This window comes from Myroides sp. DW712 (genome assembly GCF_046557355.1).
Classification (GTDB): domain Bacteria; phylum Bacteroidota; class Bacteroidia; order Flavobacteriales; family Flavobacteriaceae; genus Flavobacterium.
In genome coordinates this window covers 156,218-175,810 of the sequence record NZ_JBKFDO010000003.1, presented here as the reverse complement: position 1 = coordinate 175,810, position 19,593 = coordinate 156,218, and the positions used below count along the sequence as shown (strand labels likewise).

General features: G+C 38.1%; 18 protein-coding genes. 10 read left to right on the top strand and 8 right to left on the bottom strand.

Annotated elements, in window-relative coordinates; genetic code table 11:
- The first annotated feature begins 1 nt into the window (after nucleotide 1).
- A complete protein-coding gene (gene truB / locus ACLJX0_RS03775; RefSeq protein WP_410878581.1) occupies nucleotides 2-727 on the top strand; it encodes a tRNA pseudouridine(55) synthase TruB in 726 nt (241 codons plus the stop codon).
- Between the two features lie 277 nt (nucleotides 728-1,004).
- On the opposite strand, the gene ACLJX0_RS03770 is transcribed toward truB, so the two are convergent.
- From ACLJX0_RS03770 to ACLJX0_RS03755, 4 genes are all read right to left on the bottom strand, one after another.
- Nucleotides 1,005-1,538 carry a hypothetical protein gene (locus tag ACLJX0_RS03770; RefSeq protein WP_410878579.1) on the bottom strand — a complete coding sequence of 178 codons (534 nt, stop codon included), beginning with the start codon at nucleotides 1,536-1,538 and terminating at the stop codon, nucleotides 1,005-1,007.
- A gap of 11 nt (nucleotides 1,539-1,549) precedes the next feature.
- Nucleotides 1,550-3,079, bottom strand: a complete 1,530-nt coding sequence (locus ACLJX0_RS03765) for a hypothetical protein (protein ID WP_410878577.1) — start codon at nucleotides 3,077-3,079, stop codon at nucleotides 1,550-1,552.
- A 398-nt stretch (nucleotides 3,080-3,477) separates the two neighbouring features.
- Nucleotides 3,478-3,858, bottom strand: a complete 381-nt coding sequence (locus ACLJX0_RS03760) for a DUF779 domain-containing protein (protein WP_410878575.1) — start codon at nucleotides 3,856-3,858, stop codon at nucleotides 3,478-3,480.
- Between the two features lie 13 nt (nucleotides 3,859-3,871).
- A complete protein-coding gene (locus tag ACLJX0_RS03755; protein ID WP_410878573.1) occupies nucleotides 3,872-5,377 on the bottom strand; it encodes an aldehyde dehydrogenase family protein in 1,506 nt (501 codons plus the stop codon).
- 194 nt (nucleotides 5,378-5,571) lie between these two features.
- Here ACLJX0_RS03755 and ACLJX0_RS03750 point away from each other — a divergent pair, with 194 nt between their 5' ends.
- Nucleotides 5,572-6,195 (top strand): YiiX/YebB-like N1pC/P60 family cysteine hydrolase, encoded by a 624-nt coding sequence (locus tag ACLJX0_RS03750; RefSeq protein WP_410878571.1) that lies wholly within the window; start codon nucleotides 5,572-5,574, stop codon nucleotides 6,193-6,195.
- A 10-nt stretch (nucleotides 6,196-6,205) separates the two neighbouring features.
- Here the strand turns inward: ACLJX0_RS03750 and ACLJX0_RS03745 are convergent, their stop codons facing one another.
- On the bottom strand, nucleotides 6,206-6,808 hold the full coding sequence (locus tag ACLJX0_RS03745) for a thioredoxin family protein (RefSeq protein ID WP_410878569.1): 603 nt from the start codon (nucleotides 6,806-6,808) through the stop codon (nucleotides 6,206-6,208).
- 68 nt (nucleotides 6,809-6,876) lie between these two features.
- Here ACLJX0_RS03745 and ACLJX0_RS03740 point away from each other — a divergent pair, with 68 nt between their 5' ends.
- The 7 genes from ACLJX0_RS03740 to ACLJX0_RS03710 all read left to right on the top strand — a co-directional run bounded on the left by ACLJX0_RS03740 (nucleotide 6,877) and on the right by ACLJX0_RS03710 (nucleotide 15,115).
- Nucleotides 6,877-7,671: a patatin-like phospholipase family protein gene (locus ACLJX0_RS03740; RefSeq protein ID WP_410878567.1), complete on the top strand. Its 795-nt coding sequence runs from the start codon at nucleotides 6,877-6,879 to the stop codon at nucleotides 7,669-7,671.
- Nucleotides 7,672-7,717: 46 nt separating this feature from the next.
- Nucleotides 7,718-8,437, top strand: a complete 720-nt coding sequence (pyrH, locus tag ACLJX0_RS03735; RefSeq protein ID WP_410878565.1) for a UMP kinase — start codon at nucleotides 7,718-7,720, stop codon at nucleotides 8,435-8,437.
- Between the two features lie 8 nt (nucleotides 8,438-8,445).
- Complete coding sequence (frr, locus tag ACLJX0_RS03730; RefSeq protein ID WP_410878563.1) at nucleotides 8,446-9,009, top strand: ribosome recycling factor; 564 nt, start codon at nucleotides 8,446-8,448, stop codon at nucleotides 9,007-9,009.
- A 393-nt stretch (nucleotides 9,010-9,402) separates the two neighbouring features.
- The gene (gene asnS, locus ACLJX0_RS03725; RefSeq protein WP_410878561.1) at nucleotides 9,403-10,836 is read left to right on the top strand and encodes an asparagine--tRNA ligase; all 1,434 of its coding nucleotides are present in this window, start codon (nucleotides 9,403-9,405) and stop codon (nucleotides 10,834-10,836) included.
- A 111-nt stretch (nucleotides 10,837-10,947) separates the two neighbouring features.
- Nucleotides 10,948-12,402, top strand: coding sequence for an RNA polymerase factor sigma-54 (gene rpoN, locus ACLJX0_RS03720; protein ID WP_410878559.1), 1,455 nt, complete (start codon nucleotides 10,948-10,950; stop codon nucleotides 12,400-12,402).
- A 35-nt stretch (nucleotides 12,403-12,437) separates the two neighbouring features.
- Nucleotides 12,438-13,046: a hypothetical protein gene (locus tag ACLJX0_RS03715; RefSeq protein WP_410878557.1), complete on the top strand. Its 609-nt coding sequence runs from the start codon at nucleotides 12,438-12,440 to the stop codon at nucleotides 13,044-13,046.
- A gap of 86 nt (nucleotides 13,047-13,132) precedes the next feature.
- Nucleotides 13,133-15,115 (top strand): WG repeat-containing protein, encoded by a 1,983-nt coding sequence (locus ACLJX0_RS03710; protein WP_410878555.1) that lies wholly within the window; start codon nucleotides 13,133-13,135, stop codon nucleotides 15,113-15,115.
- Nucleotides 15,116-15,139: 24 nt separating this feature from the next.
- Here ACLJX0_RS03710 and ACLJX0_RS03705 read toward each other — a convergent pair whose 3' ends face one another.
- Genes ACLJX0_RS03705 through ACLJX0_RS03695 form a run of 3 tightly spaced genes read right to left on the bottom strand, consistent with a single transcriptional unit; the run spans nucleotide 15,140 to nucleotide 18,826 of the window.
- Entirely contained in the window at nucleotides 15,140-15,838 is a 699-nt protein-coding gene (locus ACLJX0_RS03705) for a porin family protein (protein WP_410878553.1), read from the bottom strand.
- A gap of 17 nt (nucleotides 15,839-15,855) precedes the next feature.
- On the bottom strand, nucleotides 15,856-17,076 hold the full coding sequence (locus ACLJX0_RS03700; protein WP_410878551.1) for a DUF3078 domain-containing protein: 1,221 nt from the start codon (nucleotides 17,074-17,076) through the stop codon (nucleotides 15,856-15,858).
- The gene (locus ACLJX0_RS03695; protein ID WP_410878549.1) at nucleotides 17,060-18,826 is read right to left on the bottom strand and encodes a 1-deoxy-D-xylulose-5-phosphate synthase; all 1,767 of its coding nucleotides are present in this window, start codon (nucleotides 18,824-18,826) and stop codon (nucleotides 17,060-17,062) included. The genes ACLJX0_RS03700 and ACLJX0_RS03695 overlap by 17 nt, the downstream gene beginning before the upstream one ends.
- Nucleotides 18,827-19,141: 315 nt before the next feature.
- Between ACLJX0_RS03695 and ACLJX0_RS03690 the strand changes: the two genes are divergently transcribed.
- Nucleotides 19,142-19,579 carry a nucleoside deaminase gene (locus ACLJX0_RS03690; RefSeq protein ID WP_410878547.1) on the top strand — a complete coding sequence of 146 codons (438 nt, stop codon included), beginning with the start codon at nucleotides 19,142-19,144 and terminating at the stop codon, nucleotides 19,577-19,579.
- Nucleotides 19,580-19,593 lie beyond the last annotated feature (14 nt).

Below are 19,593 nucleotides of genomic sequence, written 5' to 3'. Positions count from 1 at the left end.
CATGCAATTTTCAGCAGCAGCTTTTCAAGAAGGTCAGGTCTTACTGATTGACAAACCTTTACATTGGTCTTCCTTTCAAGCCGTAAACAAGATCAAATGGTTATTGAAGAAAGAATATGGCCTTAAAAAAATCAAAGTTGGACACGCGGGTACGCTAGATCCATTGGCAACGGGATTGTTGTTGATTTGTACTGGAAAAGCCACTAAAACCATTACTGAATTACAAGGACAAGAGAAAGAATATACGGGCACCTTTCATTTGGGTGCAACGACCCCTTCCTATGATTTGGAAACAGAAATCAACCAAACCTTTCCAATCGAGCATATCACAGAAGAAATGATCGAACAAACAAGAGCGAGTTTCTTAGGAACAACCGAACAACGCCCACCAATTTTCTCTGCCTTAAAAAAGGATGGAAAACGCCTGTATGAACACGCAAGAAAAGGAGAAGAAGTGGAAATCAGCACGCGTCCTATTACAATATCAGCTTTTGAATTAACGCGTATTACCCTACCTGAAATTGACTTTAGAGTAGCATGTTCCAAAGGAACCTACATCCGCTCCCTCGCTTTTGATTTTGGCGAAAAAGTACAAAGTGGTGCGCACTTAACCGCTTTACGTCGAACAAAAATTGGGACTTATGACGTAGAAAATGCGTTGAGCATTGAGGAATTTGAGCGCCATGTGATGGAGAATGGCAATGGAAAAAGAAACATCGGAATATAGTAAAAATCGTAATGTAGTGTAGATTCATCGAACACCAAAACCAATATAAAATCAGTGAGATAAAAGGGAGATTGGGGAATTCACGGAATAGACGATTTTATCATTAAAAAATAATTAGTTCAACTGTGCAGCGTGAAGAGTAAACTGCACACTGTCAATTTAAAAAATTAAACCACTCACTACCAGTGTTTTACATAAAAAGATACATTAGTAATTAAATTACTAACGCATCTTTTTCTACAAACAACCATTACTTTCCTGGAAGGGAGTACAAAAATTAAAAATCAAAACCGATTAATGCTCCCAATTTTAAAGCAAAACCATTTTGTTTAACGATATCTTGATTTAAAATTCTCTCATAACCCAAACCTAAGAAAAATTCAACATTTAAATTTTGTTTGTAGTTTCTTTTGAACCCAATTGTAGGAATAAGTTGTATACGTTCATTTGCTCTATTTTTATACTCTGACAATGTTAACCATTCTGACAGATAGGACAAGGCAATAGTCACATAATTTGAAGCATTATATTGGACTGTCTTCTTTAAAAAAAAACGCTTTTTTTTAGTAAAATTCCACTTCGGTTGTAGTTCAAATTTAGGGGTGGCAAAAAAAGAGGAATTATCTATCCCCCCTACAAGTCCAACGCCTGTTTTAAGAGAGAAACCATCTGTTAGATTTACCTCATTATAAAAGACGGTTTCTAATAATCCTATTTGAAATCCATAAAAAAATTTTGGGGACAAGTTGACTTGCGCCTGTATATTAGAAGATATCGCCCCAAAAAAAAAGGTCATATATAGATATTTCATTGACTGTACTATTAATTATCAATTTTTAAACTAACTCCTTTCCATTGATTCTCATCATAAACCATACTATAGATATCCAATTTAAGAGGAGGGAGTTGCTTAAAATTAAATACCGCTTTTAGTACAGCCCCTGAATTAACATTAAACCCTGTACTGAAATTATAACTTATTGGAGGAGACATAATCCCCCAATCAAAAACTCGTGATATTTTTGCCTTTCCATAACTAATAGTAGAAAAATCATAGTATTGTACCATTACTTTTTTAGGCATACCAACTACAAAAGCAATTTTTTGTTGCACTTTCTTTTGGCTTATGCTAAGCACATCTTTTAACAAGTTCCAAATGTTTTTATAGAATATTTCATCAATCTGCTCAGGAGAAATTTCTTCTTCCAAAACAGCTTCAGCTACCGCATTAACACTATTATAAAAGAATGTTGGTAAAGCGGGGTATTGCGAGCTATTCTGTCTGATTAGTGTATTGTTCTCCACTGTATAAACCTCTTTTTCAACATGTAATACGATAGGTCGATGATTTGCACTAAACACTCCATTCATTGAAGGAAACTCATAAACCATGCTTTTCACCCCCATGGATAAAATCGAGGTATTTTGTGTTCTCCAGATGCCAGTCCAGCCTTTTTTTTGATTCTTTACTTTACACCCAACAGCATATACCAAACCATAATTTTGTCTATAATACTTTACTTTCAATCGTTTTTTATATCTATATTCATAGTACACCACATAATTATCATTGCCAAAAATATTCCCCACTACATTTTTGTGTACTTTTCTAGTAACTAAATGATTTAGCCCTTCCATATAAGTCGTCATAGGATCCTCTACTTGATTAGTATTTCCAGCATTTGTATTCGATCCTGGTCCATCTCTATCTGACTCTACAGCTTGCTGTTCCGATTGCATACCATCATCATTGGCAATCCTCGCATGGAAATATTGCACGTTAGTTGTTACAGAAGAATATACATTCGGTTGGTATTTCTTAACATATCGAGCCACTATGAGGGGGTCTGTTTTTTCAGGAAAACTTTTGATTCCTTCAGCAGCCAAAAAAGATACTAATTCTTCATACTGATTCTTTCCTGCACTGAATAATCCCACATCTGTATATTTATAAACTTTAGTACCTACTAAAACTTCACCTTGATCATTAAGCAAGCGAGCAAAACTATCATCAGTAATAAAATCATCCTCTTCTTCTGGATCTCCTGAAGTATCATCAAATTCACTAGTGGCTGTTGTTATTCCATTAAAATTTAAGCTAGGGTGAAAATCCTCACTAAACTCCTTCTCGATACTGTTTTTCCTTTTAATAGAATATAAAGAAGTAATCCCAATATCCTTTACCTCTTTACCATTTCCTTCCTCTTCTATTCGATGATAAAAAGCCTCTAATTCTTCAACAGAAGAGAATTCCAATCGTTGTCCTACCACACTTTTTGGACTTTTTTTCCACTCCTCCTCCTCTTGATTACAGGATACAAAACCAACAAGAAGAACACTAAATAAATACATGCTACATTTTCTAATTTTCACTTTAATACTATTAAAATTTAAAATTCTTAAGTTCATCTAAGAATTCAATCGGACACCCTGCCTTTAAATTCTTAGATACCCCCAACAACAAAAATGAGTCCAAAAAAGACAACTAATTTGAATAGTATATTTAAAAAGAATAAGTATTTGAAATTATTATTGTGTGATGCGTAATTGAAGAATAAAAATGGGAAAAGGGAGATCCATCGAACACCTAACAAAACATAAACTGGGTGAGATAAATGAAAAAAAGAGTAGAATTTACTAGACAGACGATTATATCTTTATAGAAAAACTTAACCGTAAACCGTTAACTATATAAAAAAGAGGCTACTCCTAAAAAGGGTAGCCGCTCTGATTTGATTGTATTAAAGCAATTATTCATTTAAAATTACTTCCTCAAGCTTTGGCAGCTCTTCTGGTGTAAACATACGATACTGTATTTGAAATGTTTTTTGTTTGGGAATTTCCAAGGAGAATCCACCAGTTCCAAAACCATCTGCCACATCTAAAGTGAAATGGGCGTGTTTCCAATATTCATATAGATCGCGATCGACCCAAAATTCAAAACCACACACTTCTCCAATTTTCACATCTCTACGTCTTAAGTAGTATCCTCCTTTGACAAAACACATGGGTTGGGTGCCTTCACAGCATCCTCCGGCTTGATAAAACATCAAGTCTCCGTGTTCTGCTTGCAGCTCGGTAATCAAAGCTTTCGCTTTGTCTGTTACATCAATTCGGCTAACTTTTGACATCTTGCTTTATTTTTTAAAAGAATCCCATTTTGTTCTTGTTGTATGAAATCAACATATTTTTCGTTTGACGGTAGTGTCCCAACATCATTTTGTGATTTTCACGGCCGATTCCCGATTGTTTATATCCTCCAAAAGGTGCTCCTGCAGGATAATTATGGTAGTTATTTACCCAAACACGTCCTGCCTTAATAGCGCGTGGAATTTGATATAATTGATGCGCATCGCGCGTCCAAACTCCTGCTCCCAACCCATACAAAGTATCATTGGCAATTTCAATGGCTTCTTTTTCATCCTTAAACGTCGTTACGGCTAATACAGGACCAAAAATCTCCTCTTGGAAGATTCGCATCTTATTATGTCCTTTAAACAGTGTTGGTTGAATGTAATACCCTGTTTCCAAGTCACCACCCAAGTGATTTACTTCTCCTCCAACTAATACTTCTGCTCCTTCTTCTTTTCCTAATTTTAGGTACGAACTAATTTTATCGTACTGCATTTTAGAAGCTTGTGCTCCCATCATCGTAGTAGGATCTAATGGGTTCCCCACTTTAATTGCTTTAACGCGTTCTAAAACACGAGCAATAAATTTATCATAGATACTCTCTTGAATCAGCAAACGCGACGGGCATGTACAAATTTCTCCCTGATTAAAGGCAAATAATACCGCTCCTTCAATTGCTTTATCTAAGTATTCATCATCGTGATCCATGATTGATTCAAAGAAGATATTCGGGGACTTTCCTCCAAGTTCTAGCGTTACAGGAATAATATTTTCTGTTGCATATTGCATCACCAAACGCCCTGTAGCAGTGGATCCTGTAAATGCTGCTTTACTGATTTTTGGATTAGTCACTAATTTCTGTCCTAATTCCGAACCAAATCCATTGACAATATTAATAACTCCAGCAGGCACTAAATCTCCGATGAGTTCCATCAATACCATAATGGAAATTGGCGTACTTTCTGCGGGCTTTAACACCACACAGTTTCCAGCGGCCAAAGCAGGCGCTAGTTTCCATACAGCCATTAAAATTGGAAAGTTCCAAGGAATAATCTGTGCCACTACACCCAGTGGTTCATGCACAATCATCGACACGGTATGTTCATCTAACTCTACAACCGATCCTTCCTCTGCACGAATTACACCTGCAAAATAACGGAAGTGATCAATTGCTAACGGAATATCGGCATTCATTGTTTCGCGAATGGCCTTTCCGTTGTCAACGGTCTCTACTTGAGCAATATAGTCTAAATTTTGCTCCATGCGATCCGCAATGCGGAACAAAATATTACTGCGTTCGGTCGCTGATGTTTTACTCCAAGTTTCAAAGGCTTTATCCGCTGCATCAATGGCTAAGATTAAGTCCTCTTCTGTGGAGTGAGCCGCTTTTGTAAAAACCTTCCCGTTAATTGGGGTAACAGAATCAAAATATTTACCTTGAACGGGCGCTACAAATTTACCTCCAATATAGTTATCATATTTTTCTTTGAATTTTGGGAACTGCATGTTGTTTGACATATATAATTCTTTTTTTTATGGTTAATCCCCCTAATATACAACTATTTACAAGCAAACACAATGGCAATAAATGCATTATATAAATTTTAACACAACCATCTAAAACAAACCTACTTTCTTCTTTTTTCTAATTCTTACTCAATCATTGTTTATCTACAGGGATAGTTTTACTTTTGTTGAAACACGAAAAAAACATGAGAAAAATAGTTGCGCTTATCGGATTATGCTGTACCCTAAGCTATGCACAGCCCACTGCATTTAAAGAGGGAGATTTGATCTTTCAAAACCTCAAATGCGGGCCTTTATGCGATGCCATCAACGAAGTGACCTATGGCTATGAGGGACTAAATTTCAATCATATTGGAATGGTGATTGAACATGAGGGACTTTTACAAGTGATTGAAGCTACTTCGCCAGCCGTGTGTATTACGCCCATGGATCAGTTCTTAAATAAAACCACAGAGCCCGCTTACTTAGGACGTCTTATTTCAAAATACGAAAAGCTAATTCCTCAAGCGAAAGCTTTTGCTTTAGAGCAACTAGGCGTTCCTTATGACGAGAATTACTTATATGCCAATGGCAAATACTACTGTTCGGAACTCCTGTATGATGCCTTTAAGTCCGCCAATAAAAACAAAGAATTTTTTAAACTTTATCCGATGACCTATCGCTCCAAATATACAGGGGAGTATTTTCCAGTTTGGGAACAATACTTTGAGAAATTGGATCAAATTATCCCAGAAGGAGCTCCAGGATGTAATCCAGCGAGTATGTCCTGGTCAAAAAACATCACTATTGTAGGACCTATCGTACAATAGTGACTATTTTTTAGTTATCAAGGGAGGTCATCAACGCAGCCACTTCTTGTTGCACTTGTTGACCTTTATTTTTGGTGTACCATTTATTGAGCAAGATAATTCCATCCTCATCAAACGCACCGTGTTCGGTTTTATAGTCATGAACTAATTGTGCGGCATCCGCAGGGCGTGGTCCCCAATGACCGAGAACTTCCATCGTATCCTTATCTACAATTAACAATTTAGGAATGGCTCTTCCTCCGTTGGTTAGGTATTGATCCATCAACTCCAAGTTTTGATCGCGAAACACAATACGCAACTCTACTTTATCCGTGATTTCCGCCATTTTGTTTAGCATTGGTACTGATTGAGCGGCATCACCACACCAGCTTTCTGAAAGTACCAACCAAATATAGTCTTTCGCCAAGTTTTCCATAACCAGCGCCACTTCAGGTGCTACAGCTAAGGTTTTATCTAAACGGTGTAAACGCGCTTCATTTAACTCTGCATACGGCAAATAGTCCGCCGATAGATTCAATTTATCTGGGTTATTTTGTAATGCCGCTGTCACATAGGTACGGAACTCCGCATAGGAAAGGCTATTATTCCACTCTTTTGTCTCGACTTTGTTCATTTTTGTTTACTTTTAGTAGTTTGAATTCAAAGTTAACTTTTAAACCCGAATCCATCAATACTTTAGTTATGAAAACCCAAAAAATTGGTTTAGCCTTATCCGGAGGTGGTTATAAAGGAATTGCCCACGCTGGCGTGCTTTCCTTCCTAGTGGAGCAAGACATTCAGCCTAAAGTCCTAGCGGGTACCAGTGCGGGATCTATTGTTTCTTGTTTGTACTCCTTCGGATTAACTCCCCATGAAATATTGAATTTTTTTAAGTCTGTCAATATCTTAAACTGGCATTTTTTTACCTTTAAAAAAGCGGGATTAATCGACTCCAATGCCTTTGAGAAGTACTTGTTTTCGATCTTCGAAAATAGAACCCTAGACGATTTACCTATTCCCGTTCAGATTAACTCTACCGATATAGCGAAAGGAGAAATACACGTCTTTGATCCAGCTACCCGAGTCATTGATGCTATTTTAGCTTCTAGTGCCTTTCCAGCTATTTTTTCTCCTCATACCATAAACGAACAATTATTCAGCGATGGTGGGATTCTCAACAACTTTGCAACGGATTTAATTCGAGAAGATTGCGACTTCCTCATAGGGAGTAATGTTTGTCCGATTGAACAATTAGACAAAAAAAACCTAACGTCTTTGCGATCAGTAGCTATACGCGCCTATGATCTGATGGCAGCCAATCACAACCGCTCTCAATCGGCTTTATGTGATTGGTTGATTGAATCTCATCACATCACCCAATATTCTACTTTCGAGCGAAACAAACAGCGAATGGATGAAATTTTCGACTTGGGATATCAAGCAGCATCGAGAACCTTTAAAAATCATGCGGATAAATTCGCAAAAGCTGTTTTATAGTAGTATATAATCTTTATATTTGCAAAACTTTAAAAATATCATATCCATGAAATACAAAAGAATTCTACTTAAATTAAGTGGAGAGGCTTTAATGGGAGAGAATCAATATGGAATTGACCCTAAGAGATTAGCTGAGTACGCAGCTGAAGTAAAAAAAGTACACGATTTAGGAGTTGAAATAGCGATTGTTATTGGTGGTGGAAATATTTTTAGAGGCGTAGCAGGAGCAAGTGTAGGGATGGACCGCGTGCAAGGAGATTATATGGGTATGCTAGCGACAATCATCAATGGTATGGCACTTCAAGGAGCTTTGGAAGATGCGGGAATGCTAACGCGTTTACAAACAGCTTTAAAAATTGAAGCAGTAGCTGAGCCTTACATCAAAAGAAGAGCAGTTCGTCACTTAGAAAAGGGAAGAATCGTTATTTTTGGTGCAGGAACAGGAAACCCCTATTTCACTACAGATACGGCTGCCGTATTACGAGGAGTTGAAATCAATGCAGATGTTATCCTAAAAGGAACGCGCGTGGACGGTGTATACAATGCCGATCCTGAAAAAGATCCTACAGCCGTTAAATTTGAGCGAATCACCTTTAGTGATGTTTTGACGAAAGGACTAAATGTGATGGATACCACCGCTTTTACCTTGAGTAGAGAAAATGAATTGCCAATTGTAGTATTCGACATGAATAAAGAAAACAATTTACTAAAAGTTTGCCAGGGAGATGACACAGTAGGAACTACTGTTTCCGTTAACCTTAATTAATAAAAGTTATGACAGAAGAAATAGATTTAATTATTGCAAGTGCAAAAGAGGCAATGGAAGGTTCTATTGCTCACTTAGAAAAATCTTTATTAAATATTCGTGCAGGAAAAGCATCACCTCAAATGCTTGGTAGTGTTTTTGTGGAGTATTACGGTTCACAAACACCCCTATCACAAGTAGCAAGTGTAAACGTTCCAGATGCGCGTACCTTAACGGTAACCCCTTGGGAAAAAAACATGTTACAACCCATTGAAAAAGCAATTATGATTGCTAATCTAGGGTTGAATCCCATGAACAACGGGGATAATATCATCATCAATATCCCAGCATTGACTGAAGAAAGACGTAAAGAATTGGTTAAACAAGCCAAAGCGGAAACAGAAGATGCTAAAATTGGTATCCGAAATGCGCGTAAAGACGCCAACAATGACATCAAGAAAGAGGAGAAAAACGGAGTATCGGAAGATATTTGCAAAGAAGCGGAAGAGCAAGTACAAAAGTTAACGGATGCTTTCGTGAAGAAAATTGACGAAATCTTAGTGAGAAAAGAAGAAGAAATTCTTAAAGTATAAAGCCAAGAAAGAGCTTAAACAAAGTAAAAGAGGGTGTCCTAAATGGTCATCCTCTTTTTTTATTCCTGAACCTTAACTAAGCGTGAGTTGTGAAGTGTGAAGCGTGAAACATACCTGTAGGGACTGTAGGGGGTATGTTTATAGTGAGTCCATAATACCTCCATAGTGAGTCCGATAAAACAAGGTTTTTAATGGTGTCACCTCCCCCTCACTATCCTCTCTAGACGGAGCCAACAACAAAGGAACCCTACAACCTGCACAAAAACGGTATTTCAATTTTATTCTTTGATTAATAACGCAGTTGTTTACACAAATATCTATTGTTTTTTAGTACATTTGTTCGTATTTCAATTCTACGATTTGATCTACCAGGTAACAAAAATATAATCAAAAATGAAACACACCAAAATTATCGATCTACTTACTGGAAAGGCACTTTTGCATGAAGTAAAAGCAAAAGGCTGGGTAAAGGCATTTAGAAACAACCAATTTATTGCTTTAAATGATGGATCGACAATCAATAACATCCAATGTGTTGTTGACTTAGATAAGTTTCCTGCTGAATTACTGAAGAAAATTCACACAGGAGCAGCTATTTCTGTACGAGGTACCTTAGTTGAAAGTAGAGGAGCTGGACAGAATGTAGAAATTCAAGTTGAAAACTTAAAAGTGTATGGTGAATCCAATCCGGAAGAGTATCCTATTCAACCGAAAAAACACTCTTTGGAGTTTTTACGTGAAAATGCTCACTTGCGAATTAGAACTAATATTTTTGGTGCGATTATGCGCGTAAGAAGTACGCTTTCTTATGCAGTACACAAATACTTCCAAGACAATGGTTTCTTTTACTTCAATGCGCCCATCATTACAGGATCTGATGCAGAAGGAGCGGGAGAAATGTTTAAAGTAACCAACTTCAATTTAAATAATTTGCCTCGTACAGCAGAAGGAGCGATTGACTTTTCAGAAGATTTCTTCGGAAAAGCAACGAATCTTACGGTTTCGGGACAATTAGAGGCTGAGACCTATGCGATGGCGTTGGGATCGGTCTATACGTTTGGACCAACGTTCCGTGCAGAAAACTCGAATACGTCTCGTCACTTGGCGGAATTCTGGATGATTGAACCCGAAGTTGCGTTCAATAAATTGGCGGACAACATGGATTTAGCAGAAGATTTCATTAAATATGTCATCAACTATACGTTAGAGAAATGTTCGGATGATTTGGCTTTCTTAGAAAAGCGATTACTCGAAGAAGAAAAAAACAAGCCACAGGCAGAACGCAGTGAAATGGCACTATTGGAGAAACTTCGTTTTATCACGGAGAACAACTTCAAACGCGTAAGCTATACCGAAGCGATTGATATTTTAAAAGCTTCTAAACCAAACAAAAACAAGAAATTCAACTATATCATTGAAGAATGGGGCGCTGACTTACAAAGTGAGCACGAGCGTTATTTAGTGGAAAAACACTTCAAATGCCCTGTAATCCTATTTGATTATCCTGCGGATATCAAAGCGTTTTACATGCGCATGAACGAAGATGGAAAAACAGTACGCGCGATGGATATCCTATTCCCTGGAATTGGTGAAATCGTAGGAGGCTCTGAAAGAGAAGAACGCTACAACGTTTTATTGGATAAAATCGAGAAGATGGGAATCGATAAAGACGAATTGTGGTGGTACTTAGATACGCGTAAATTCGGTACGGCTCCACACAGTGGATTTGGTCTTGGATTTGAGCGTTTAGTGCTGTTCGTTACAGGAATGACTAACATCAGAGATGTAATTCCTTTCCCGAGAACGCCTCAAAATGCAGAGTTTTAATCCTTCCTAAAAAGAAACCCTCTAAATGTTTACTTTTATCGTATTTTTTCTTTAATTTAGAAGGAGTACTGATTAAAAGTAAACATTTTTATTTCGTTAATTTTATTTAGCATGCTAAAACAAAGTTTACAGCTTAAATTATCGCAAAAACTATCTCCTCAGCAAATCCAGTTGATGAAGCTGATTCAATTGCCTACACTGGCCTTTGAACAACGATTAAAAGAAGAGCTTATTGAAAATCCTGCCTTAGAAACCGGAAAGGAAGAAACCACAGATGAGTTCGATAGCTTAGATAATGATTTTGATGACTTTGACAGTGAACGCATTGACGCCGAGGATATCAATATTGATGACTACCTCAGTGATGATGAAATTCCCGATTATAAATTACAAGCCAACAACTACAGCTCGGATGACGATGACTATGAAGCTCCTATTATCGCTACAGAATCCTTTCATCAAAACCTCATCAATCAATTAAATACCTTTATTCTCTCTGACCTCGATCGAATTATTGCAGAATTCTTAGTGGGTAGTATGGATGAAATGGGCTACATCCGTCGCGATGTGCAAGATATTGTCGATGATTTGGCCTTTACTCAAGGGGTTTATACTGATATTGACACGGTTTCCCGTATTCTCTCAATTGTACACGAGTTGGAACCCATAGGAGTAGGTGCTCGTGATTTACAGGAGTGTTTATCGCTACAGCTGAAACACAAAACACCCACTGATGCCGTTAGCACTGCCAAAGACATCATTGATAATCAATTTGATGCCTTTACCAAAAAACACTATGACAAGCTCTTAACGCGTTATAATATTACTAAAGAACAATTGCGTAAAGCCATTGACGAGATTGAAAAACTCAATCCAAAACCTGGGGGAGCTTTTACTGGTTCGAATCGCTTTATTGAACAGGTGATTCCCGATTTTACCATCAAAATTGTCGATGGTGAAATTGAATTGACCCTAAACAATCGAAATGCGCCAGAGCTACACGTCTCTCGTGATTATCAAGAGATGTTGCAAACGTATAAAGATTCTTCACAGGCAAGCTCTTCACAAAAGGATGCAGTGCAGTTCATCAAGCAAAAACTAGATGGAGCCAAGTGGTTTATCGATGCAATTAAGCAGCGTCAAGAGACATTATATGTCACGATGAGCGCCATTGTACATTACCAACAGGAGTACTTCTTAACGGGAGATGAAACCAAACTCAAACCGATGATTCTAAAGGATATTGCGGATATGGTCGGCTTGGATATATCTACCATTTCTCGTGTTGCTAATAGCAAATATGTAGAGACGCCATATGGAACGAAATTGATTAAAAACTTCTTTTCAGAGGCTATGATGAATGACCAAGGGGAAGAAGTATCTACCATTGAAATTAAAAAAATTCTCGAGAACATCATCAATGACGAGGACAAGAAAAAGCCCTATCCCGATGATAAGATTGCGGATTTACTCAAAGAAAAGGGCTATCCCATCGCTCGTAGAACCGTAGCTAAATACAGAGAACAACTGGATATTCCCGTTGCTCGCATGCGCAAACAAATATAACCACCTCAACAGCCAGCCAATTTAGGTTCAGCCTTATGAAAAATCTAGCACAGCTTGTTTCCTATCTTTTTCATCCGATTCTCGTGCCTTTACAAACGGTTGGGTTGTATTTTATTGTTGAGTATTACTATTTCACGCCACTGGAGTTATCCATTATTCTCAGTCAAGTGGCTATTGTCACTTTTTTCATTCCCATCTCCCTCTACTATTTGATGCGTTCCTTGCGTATTTTACAGTCTAGTGTCATGGTGAGCGAAACCAAAGAGCGCATCTTTCCTTTTGCGCTGAATATTTTATTGCTTTACACCCTGAAATCCCTGGTGCTATACAACAACAGTGCCTATGAGCTCAAAATCTATTTTTGGGGCTTGATGCTGTCGTATTCTCTTTTGTTGGTTGGTGCCCTATGTAAACAGAAATACAGCGTGCACACGACTTTATTAACCGCTGGGCTTAGCTTTTTTACCTTATTGCTGATCCACCAAAAAACACCTGCTTTAATCTTATTGATTGGCTGTATCCTCATCACGGGATTAACAGCAAGTGCTCGTTTATATTTGCGTGCGCATACCTCCTATGAAGTTATTCTAGGTGGATTAATTGGAGCTATTCCTCAAATTTTGTGTTGGGTACTTTTACAATAATTCCATTCTTAGGTGTTAATTTTTAAATTTAATTAATAAAAAGGAATACCTTTTCCGCAAATTCAATCGTTTACCTCCCATAACAGATGAAAAGGATTCTCTTATTTTTACTATTTTCTTTAGCTGCACAGGCACAAAATGCTGCACTGGATTCCATTTGTATTGAGTATAAACTTGAACATGGGCTTTTTCTTGTTTCACAGCACAACAAATATGGTCTGATTGACAGCTTAGGAAACTCTATTGCTCCTATTATTTATGATGATATGGACAATGCAAAAAAATGGCATTTTGCATACTTACCATTTGAAGGCACAGACTATATCACCGTCAACAAAGGAGGCAAAATAGGCCTTATGGATAAAACAGGAAAACTAATTGTTCCAACAGCCTACGAGGACATTAAAATAAAATCTAACCTCAGCTTGATTATAACAAAATCAGAAGAAGGAATGCGTCTATTGGATTTGGAAGGCAAACCACTATCTCTCTTTTATGATTGGATGGATTTCAGTGGGACATATATTGTGGTAAGGAAGAAGAATAAATATGGATATGTCAATCCAAGGGGAAAAATAACCTTACCCATTTGCTACGATAAAGCAATGGATTTTAGGAGTTATGATATGTACACACAAGACTATGCGATAACAACATTAGGGGACAAGAAAGGCTTTATTCACAAAAGTGGTTCTGTTGTTGTGCCCCCTATTTATGATGAAATTGAACCGGACTTCAGAACGCCTTATATACGCATTCGTTTGGATGGTAAATACGGCGTAATAGATCGAGCTGGAACTGTATTAGTTTCGCCTGACTACGAGGAAATGGAGTTAAACTTCGAACAGGGCTATGCCCTTATCTATCACTATCGTGATTCACTTCCTAAAGCATTAAAAAACCGATTATATGGAGCCGTTAACTTTCAGAATAAACCAACCTTAGCCCCTATTTATAACCAAATTTTTCATTCCCCTACTAGTCATAAAGACCTTGCTATACTATCTACAAAGACGGGAGTAGGATTGGCAAATCCAAAAACCGGACAAATCATAGCCCCTCCAATTTTCATGACGATTGAAGACGAGTATTTAGATGAATATGGAATAGCCATTCTCATCCAAGCGAGAGAAAAAAACATATCTCGAGAATATTACTCCGAACTTCAACGCAACTATTATGCACATAAAAACCCAGGACCAAACAACTTAACCGCTTTACTAAAAAACCCAGAAGCGTACCAATATGGAGCAGTAGATAGAGAAGGGAACATCCTCGTTCCCTCTACCTATCAACATGTAGAACTTATTCGAGGATATGGGTATGAGTATCCCGTTACCTTTTTTAAAGCGCAAACATACGATAACAAAGAAGTTGCCTATGACCTAAAAGGAAAGCAAGTAGTTGCCGCAAAATATGATAAAGTACAGCCCCTATACAAGGGAGTGGACAAACAACTAGGCTATGTTATTGTCAAGCAAAACGACCAATTTGGTTTAGTTAATTCTAAAGGTAAGATCCTAATCCCCATTACCTACGATTATATAACTCAGACACCTAGTGGTTTACTTCAAGTAACAAAAGATAAGAAAAAAGGGCTGATGAACCTAAAAGGCAAAATTGTACTTCCGCTTGGTTATGATCAACTAATAAATGATTGGTACCAACCTGACCTCATCAAAATAGAACAGGACAATACGTATGGTATGCTAAAAGTAAATCGTACAGCACAGACGGTACAGCACATCATTTCGTCGGATTATTCCGCTATTACTCCAGCAATTCATAAAGAAAAAAATGAATTACTATTTTTTATCGTCAAAAAAGATCAATATTACGGTTTATATTCACCCCAAGGTACTTTAGTCTGTCCCCCTATTTATGACAACATCACCGATTACAATGGAGGAAAATACGCCTTAGTGTATAAGGACAATCAAGTCGGTTTACTGAAAATGGATGGTACATTTGCATTTCCGCTACAAACCTATACCAACTTTCGTTATAACCAGGCAAATGGTATCTGGACGTTGTATTTAGACGAAAATAAATTTACGATAGAAGAGTAAATCCGTATAAACGTCTTTTTAAAGCTATAAGATATAAAAGATAACGCCGACTTTGAACAGCCTTAGCTTTTCTGCATCCCCTTGGATGGGAGCTTCTTTATAGATTGTATTTAAGCCGTAATACGCATAGAAGTTCCACGTATTAAATCCAGCACCAATATACATACCTAAGAGCCATTTGTTAATATTTTCATCCCCTCTCAGGGTAGTAGAATAGCTATCCGTTGACGTTTTTAAGCGACTTCCCAGCACATAGCTTGCTTTAAACCCCACATATGTACGCCAGAACTTATGGCTTTCTGGGGTTGATGTTCTCCATCGTAACTCAATGGGAAAGTCCAACAAATGAAGCGAAAGGCTATTTTTCTTGTAATTGGGTAAAGGGATATAACTTCCGTCTTGGGCTATTCCAAAGTTATTGCGCAAGTTTTGGTATGAAAATCCGAAGCCAGGTGCAATTGCTACCGTACGACTTTTATTAATCGGAAAATCACGAAGAAAACCAATATCTACTCCTAAGGAAACAGAATTCCCCTTAAAACCCGCAGGTTTTCCCTGCATAAGTGTATGTGATATACCAAAGTAGAATTGATCTTCCCTATACTTATAATCCAACGCTGAGCTGTCTTTTTTACTAGTCAAATTCGCTAACACCTCATCTTCTTGTGCAAAAGAAAAGGACGAAAAGAAACAACATAAACCAAGTAAAAAGACATTCTTCATGCTACTAATTTATAAAATTAAAAGGAATAAACGAGGCCTACGCCTAGGGTTTGTTTGAATTGAACTTTAGGTCCTTCCATCACTTGTACGCCATCGCGTTCCACTTTTGTTTTTACATTATCGTCATAGATTAAGTTCACCCCAACATTGGCGCGTACGAAATCATTCACTTTCATGTCGAGTTTTAAATCCCACATAACATCAATATTGCCAAACTGATCGATGTAGTCACTGTAGAAGGTTAACTTCGTATCAATAAAAATATTGGTAAATACTTCTCTTTTCCATTCTGTACTGACTAATAACCCGACTTCTGCTTTGGAGCGTTTTCCGCGTCTTAGGATATTTCCGTCATCGTCTTTTATCGCGGGATCCACACCAAAAGCCCCTTGATCGGCCAAGCGCTGATCATTGACAAAGGTGGCTTTATAGGTCAAAGGAGAGATGTAGTATTTAATTCCTGTTTTGGAGTCCATATATTCTCCCCCAATCCCGACGAATAAGTAAGCAGGCGCAAACCATCTGGAAACAGGATCATCAGTATTGGGGTAATTAAACCCATCTGTAAATTGAGTTTTGAAATTCAACTTGGATACATAGTACCAATCTGAACCAGCTGAAGATTTATATCCAAACGTTGAATTAAGTTCCAATACGTCATCCGTTTTGCGCAGCTCGCGATCAGACTGTTTATTTACACCATAGCGTACATTTAAGACATTATCCCAGATCAAACGCCCTTTGATATACTTTCGACTAAAATCACCTTTTAGCAAGCCGGAAATCGAATTATCTCCCCCTGCACTCCAGTTGACAAAGGCAATTTGATTAAAATCTAAACCTACTCTATTATTCTTTTCCCAGTACCCTACAATTTCGTTATTCACAGGAATTGCAGATAATTGAATCTGAGGATTAAACTTCGTTTTGATTTGCGTGTACTTCGGCGCGGCTCTTTCCACAAAAACTTCGGGCTTAAAGAAGTTCAAATCTTCTCTACTACCCAAGTTCATATAGCTCATCAATAAATCTTCTTCTGCATAATTTTGACGTGGCAAAAAGTTCATTAAGGGATTGAAGGGATTCTCTTGTACTTTCAAGGTATCCTGTGCTACGGGTGTCTGAGGTTGTGGATTTCCTTGCGGCGTTTGTCCTTCTTGTGCCTGTACACCGATTCCCCAAAAACTTAATACAGCAGTTAACAAAGCAATCTTTCCTGACTTATTCAAAACTTTCACGAATTAATTTAACAATTGATTCCAGGTCTATGCCACACATTTGGTATTGTTCTTTTACCGTCGCATGTTCGATGAATTCATCGGGAACACCTAAATTGAGTACAGGAATACCGGGATAGTGTTTAGCAACAAATTGCGCAATAGCACTTCCAAATCCTCCGATAATCGTTCCATCTTCGATCGTTACAAGGCGCTCATGTGTTTGACAAATGCGATGTAAGACCTCCTCATTTAGCGGTTTCACAAACATAAAGTGCTCATGGGACCAAGCCTCTGTTTCTACTTCTTTAAAGGCATCAATAACCGTATTGCCTATTACCCCCGTAGAAATCATCGCAAATTTATTGCCTTTTCTTAAATTTTTAGTTATTGAAGCGTTAACTTTTTTAAAGTCTTCACGCCAATTGGTTTCTTTTACTCCTTTTCCTCTAGGATAGCGTATTGCCCAAGGGGTGTCAATTCCCAGTTGAACCGTATAGAGCAAATGACGCAATTCTATTTCATCTAGAGGTGCTGCAATCACCATATTGGGAATACAATTCAGATAGGCTAAATCAAAAACTCCTTGGTGGGTAGCACCATCTTCACCTACTAGCCCAGCACGATCCAAACAAAAGACAACAGGTAGTTTTTGCAAGGCCACATCGTGAATGAGTTGATCATAGGCCCGTTGTAAAAACGTAGAGTAAATAGCACAATATGGAATGAGCCCTTGTGTTGCCATTCCCGCTGCCAGTGTTACAGCATGCTGTTCCGCTATTCCCACATCCAAGGCGCGTTCAGGAAAAGCTTCCATCATATATTTCATGGAACTTCCTGTAGGCATAGCAGGGGTAATTCCGACAATCAACGGATTCTGTTCGGCCAATTCCACCAACGTATGCCCAAATACATCCTGATACTTCGCCGGATATTCTTTTTCCTCCTTGCGGATGAGCTCACCTGTAGCACTGTCAAATTTCCCTGGAGCATGATATTTCACCTGATTTTCTTCCGCTTGCTTTAACCCTTTTCCCTTAGTGGTAATCACGTGTAAAAACTTCGGCCCTTTGTGCTTTTTCAACTTGGTTAATTCCTTGATGAGTTGCTTTAAATCATGCCCATCAACAGGTCCTCGATAATCAAAATGCAAGGACTTAATCATATTGTTGCGCTTGTGATTTTTTCCTTCTTTTACCGCAGTGAGGTAGTCTTTCAATGCCCCAACACTTGGATCAATTCCAATGGCATTGTCATTTAAAATCACCAGCATATTTGCATCACTTACTCCTGCATGGTTGAGGCCTTCAAAGGCCATACCCGCAGCGATAGACGCATCGCCAATCACCGCAATATGTTGCTTGTCGTAGTCCCCTTTGAGTTTAGAGGCAATAGCCATCCCCAATACAGCAGAAATAGAAGTAGAGGAATGCCCTACACCAAAAGCATCATAGACACTTTCCTCCCGCAATGGAAAACCACTTATTCCTCCTTTTTGGCGATTGGTATCAAAAATAGCTTGACGCCCCGTTAACAATTTATGGCCATACGCCTGATGTCCCACATCCCAAACCAATTGATCTTTGGGGGTATCAAATACATAATGCAAAGCAATGGTGAGTTCTACAACCCCCAAACTCGCTCCCAAATGACCTTCTTTGGTGGCCACAACATCAATAATAAATCGTCGAATTTCAACTGCTAAGTCTTCCAACTGAGCGAGACTCAATTTTCTGAGGTCTGAAGGATCCTTGATTTGTTCTAATAACATAGGGCAATGGCTAATCGGTTCTACAAGAAAACAAAATTACAACTTTGTTTTTGCTTTTCTGCTTTTTTGTTTTTTTGCGCGGTTTGTTGTTTGTTCTTTGCTATTTGTTCTTTGTTATTTAAACCCTCACCTAATCCTCACCAATCCTCACCAAACCCTCACCAAATCGTAACGCAGCGTAGATTCATCGAACACCAAAACAAAATATAAACTAGATGAGATAAATCACCAATCTCCCCCTAAATAGTGATTTTTTAACATTATCAAAAACCGAAAACCTTTTTCAGTTAACTTTGTACAATTAACAAAAAGAGGATGGATATTTTCACAGACGAATATTTTATGCGTATTGCGCTAAGTGAAGCCCAATTAGCCTTTGAAAAAGGAGAGATTCCCGTAGGAGCGATTGTCGTTTCAGACAATAAAATCATTGCTAAGTGCCATAATCTAACTGAATTACTGCACGACGTTACGGCTCATGCCGAGCTACAAGCCGTTTCCTCAGCCGCAAATTATTTAGACGCTAAATACCTGAAGTCATGCACTTTATTTGTAACTTTAGAACCCTGTCAGATGTGTGCAGGCGCTTTATATTGGAGTCAAGTTTCTCGCATCGTGTGGGGAGCTAGTGATGAAAAAAGAGGATTTCAAGCCATGGGTGGACAACTCCATCCAAAGACAACGGTAACAAAAGGGGTATTAGCCGAGGAATGTGCGGCACTCATGCGTTCATTTTTTGAAAAAAGAAGATAAAAAACCATAAAAAA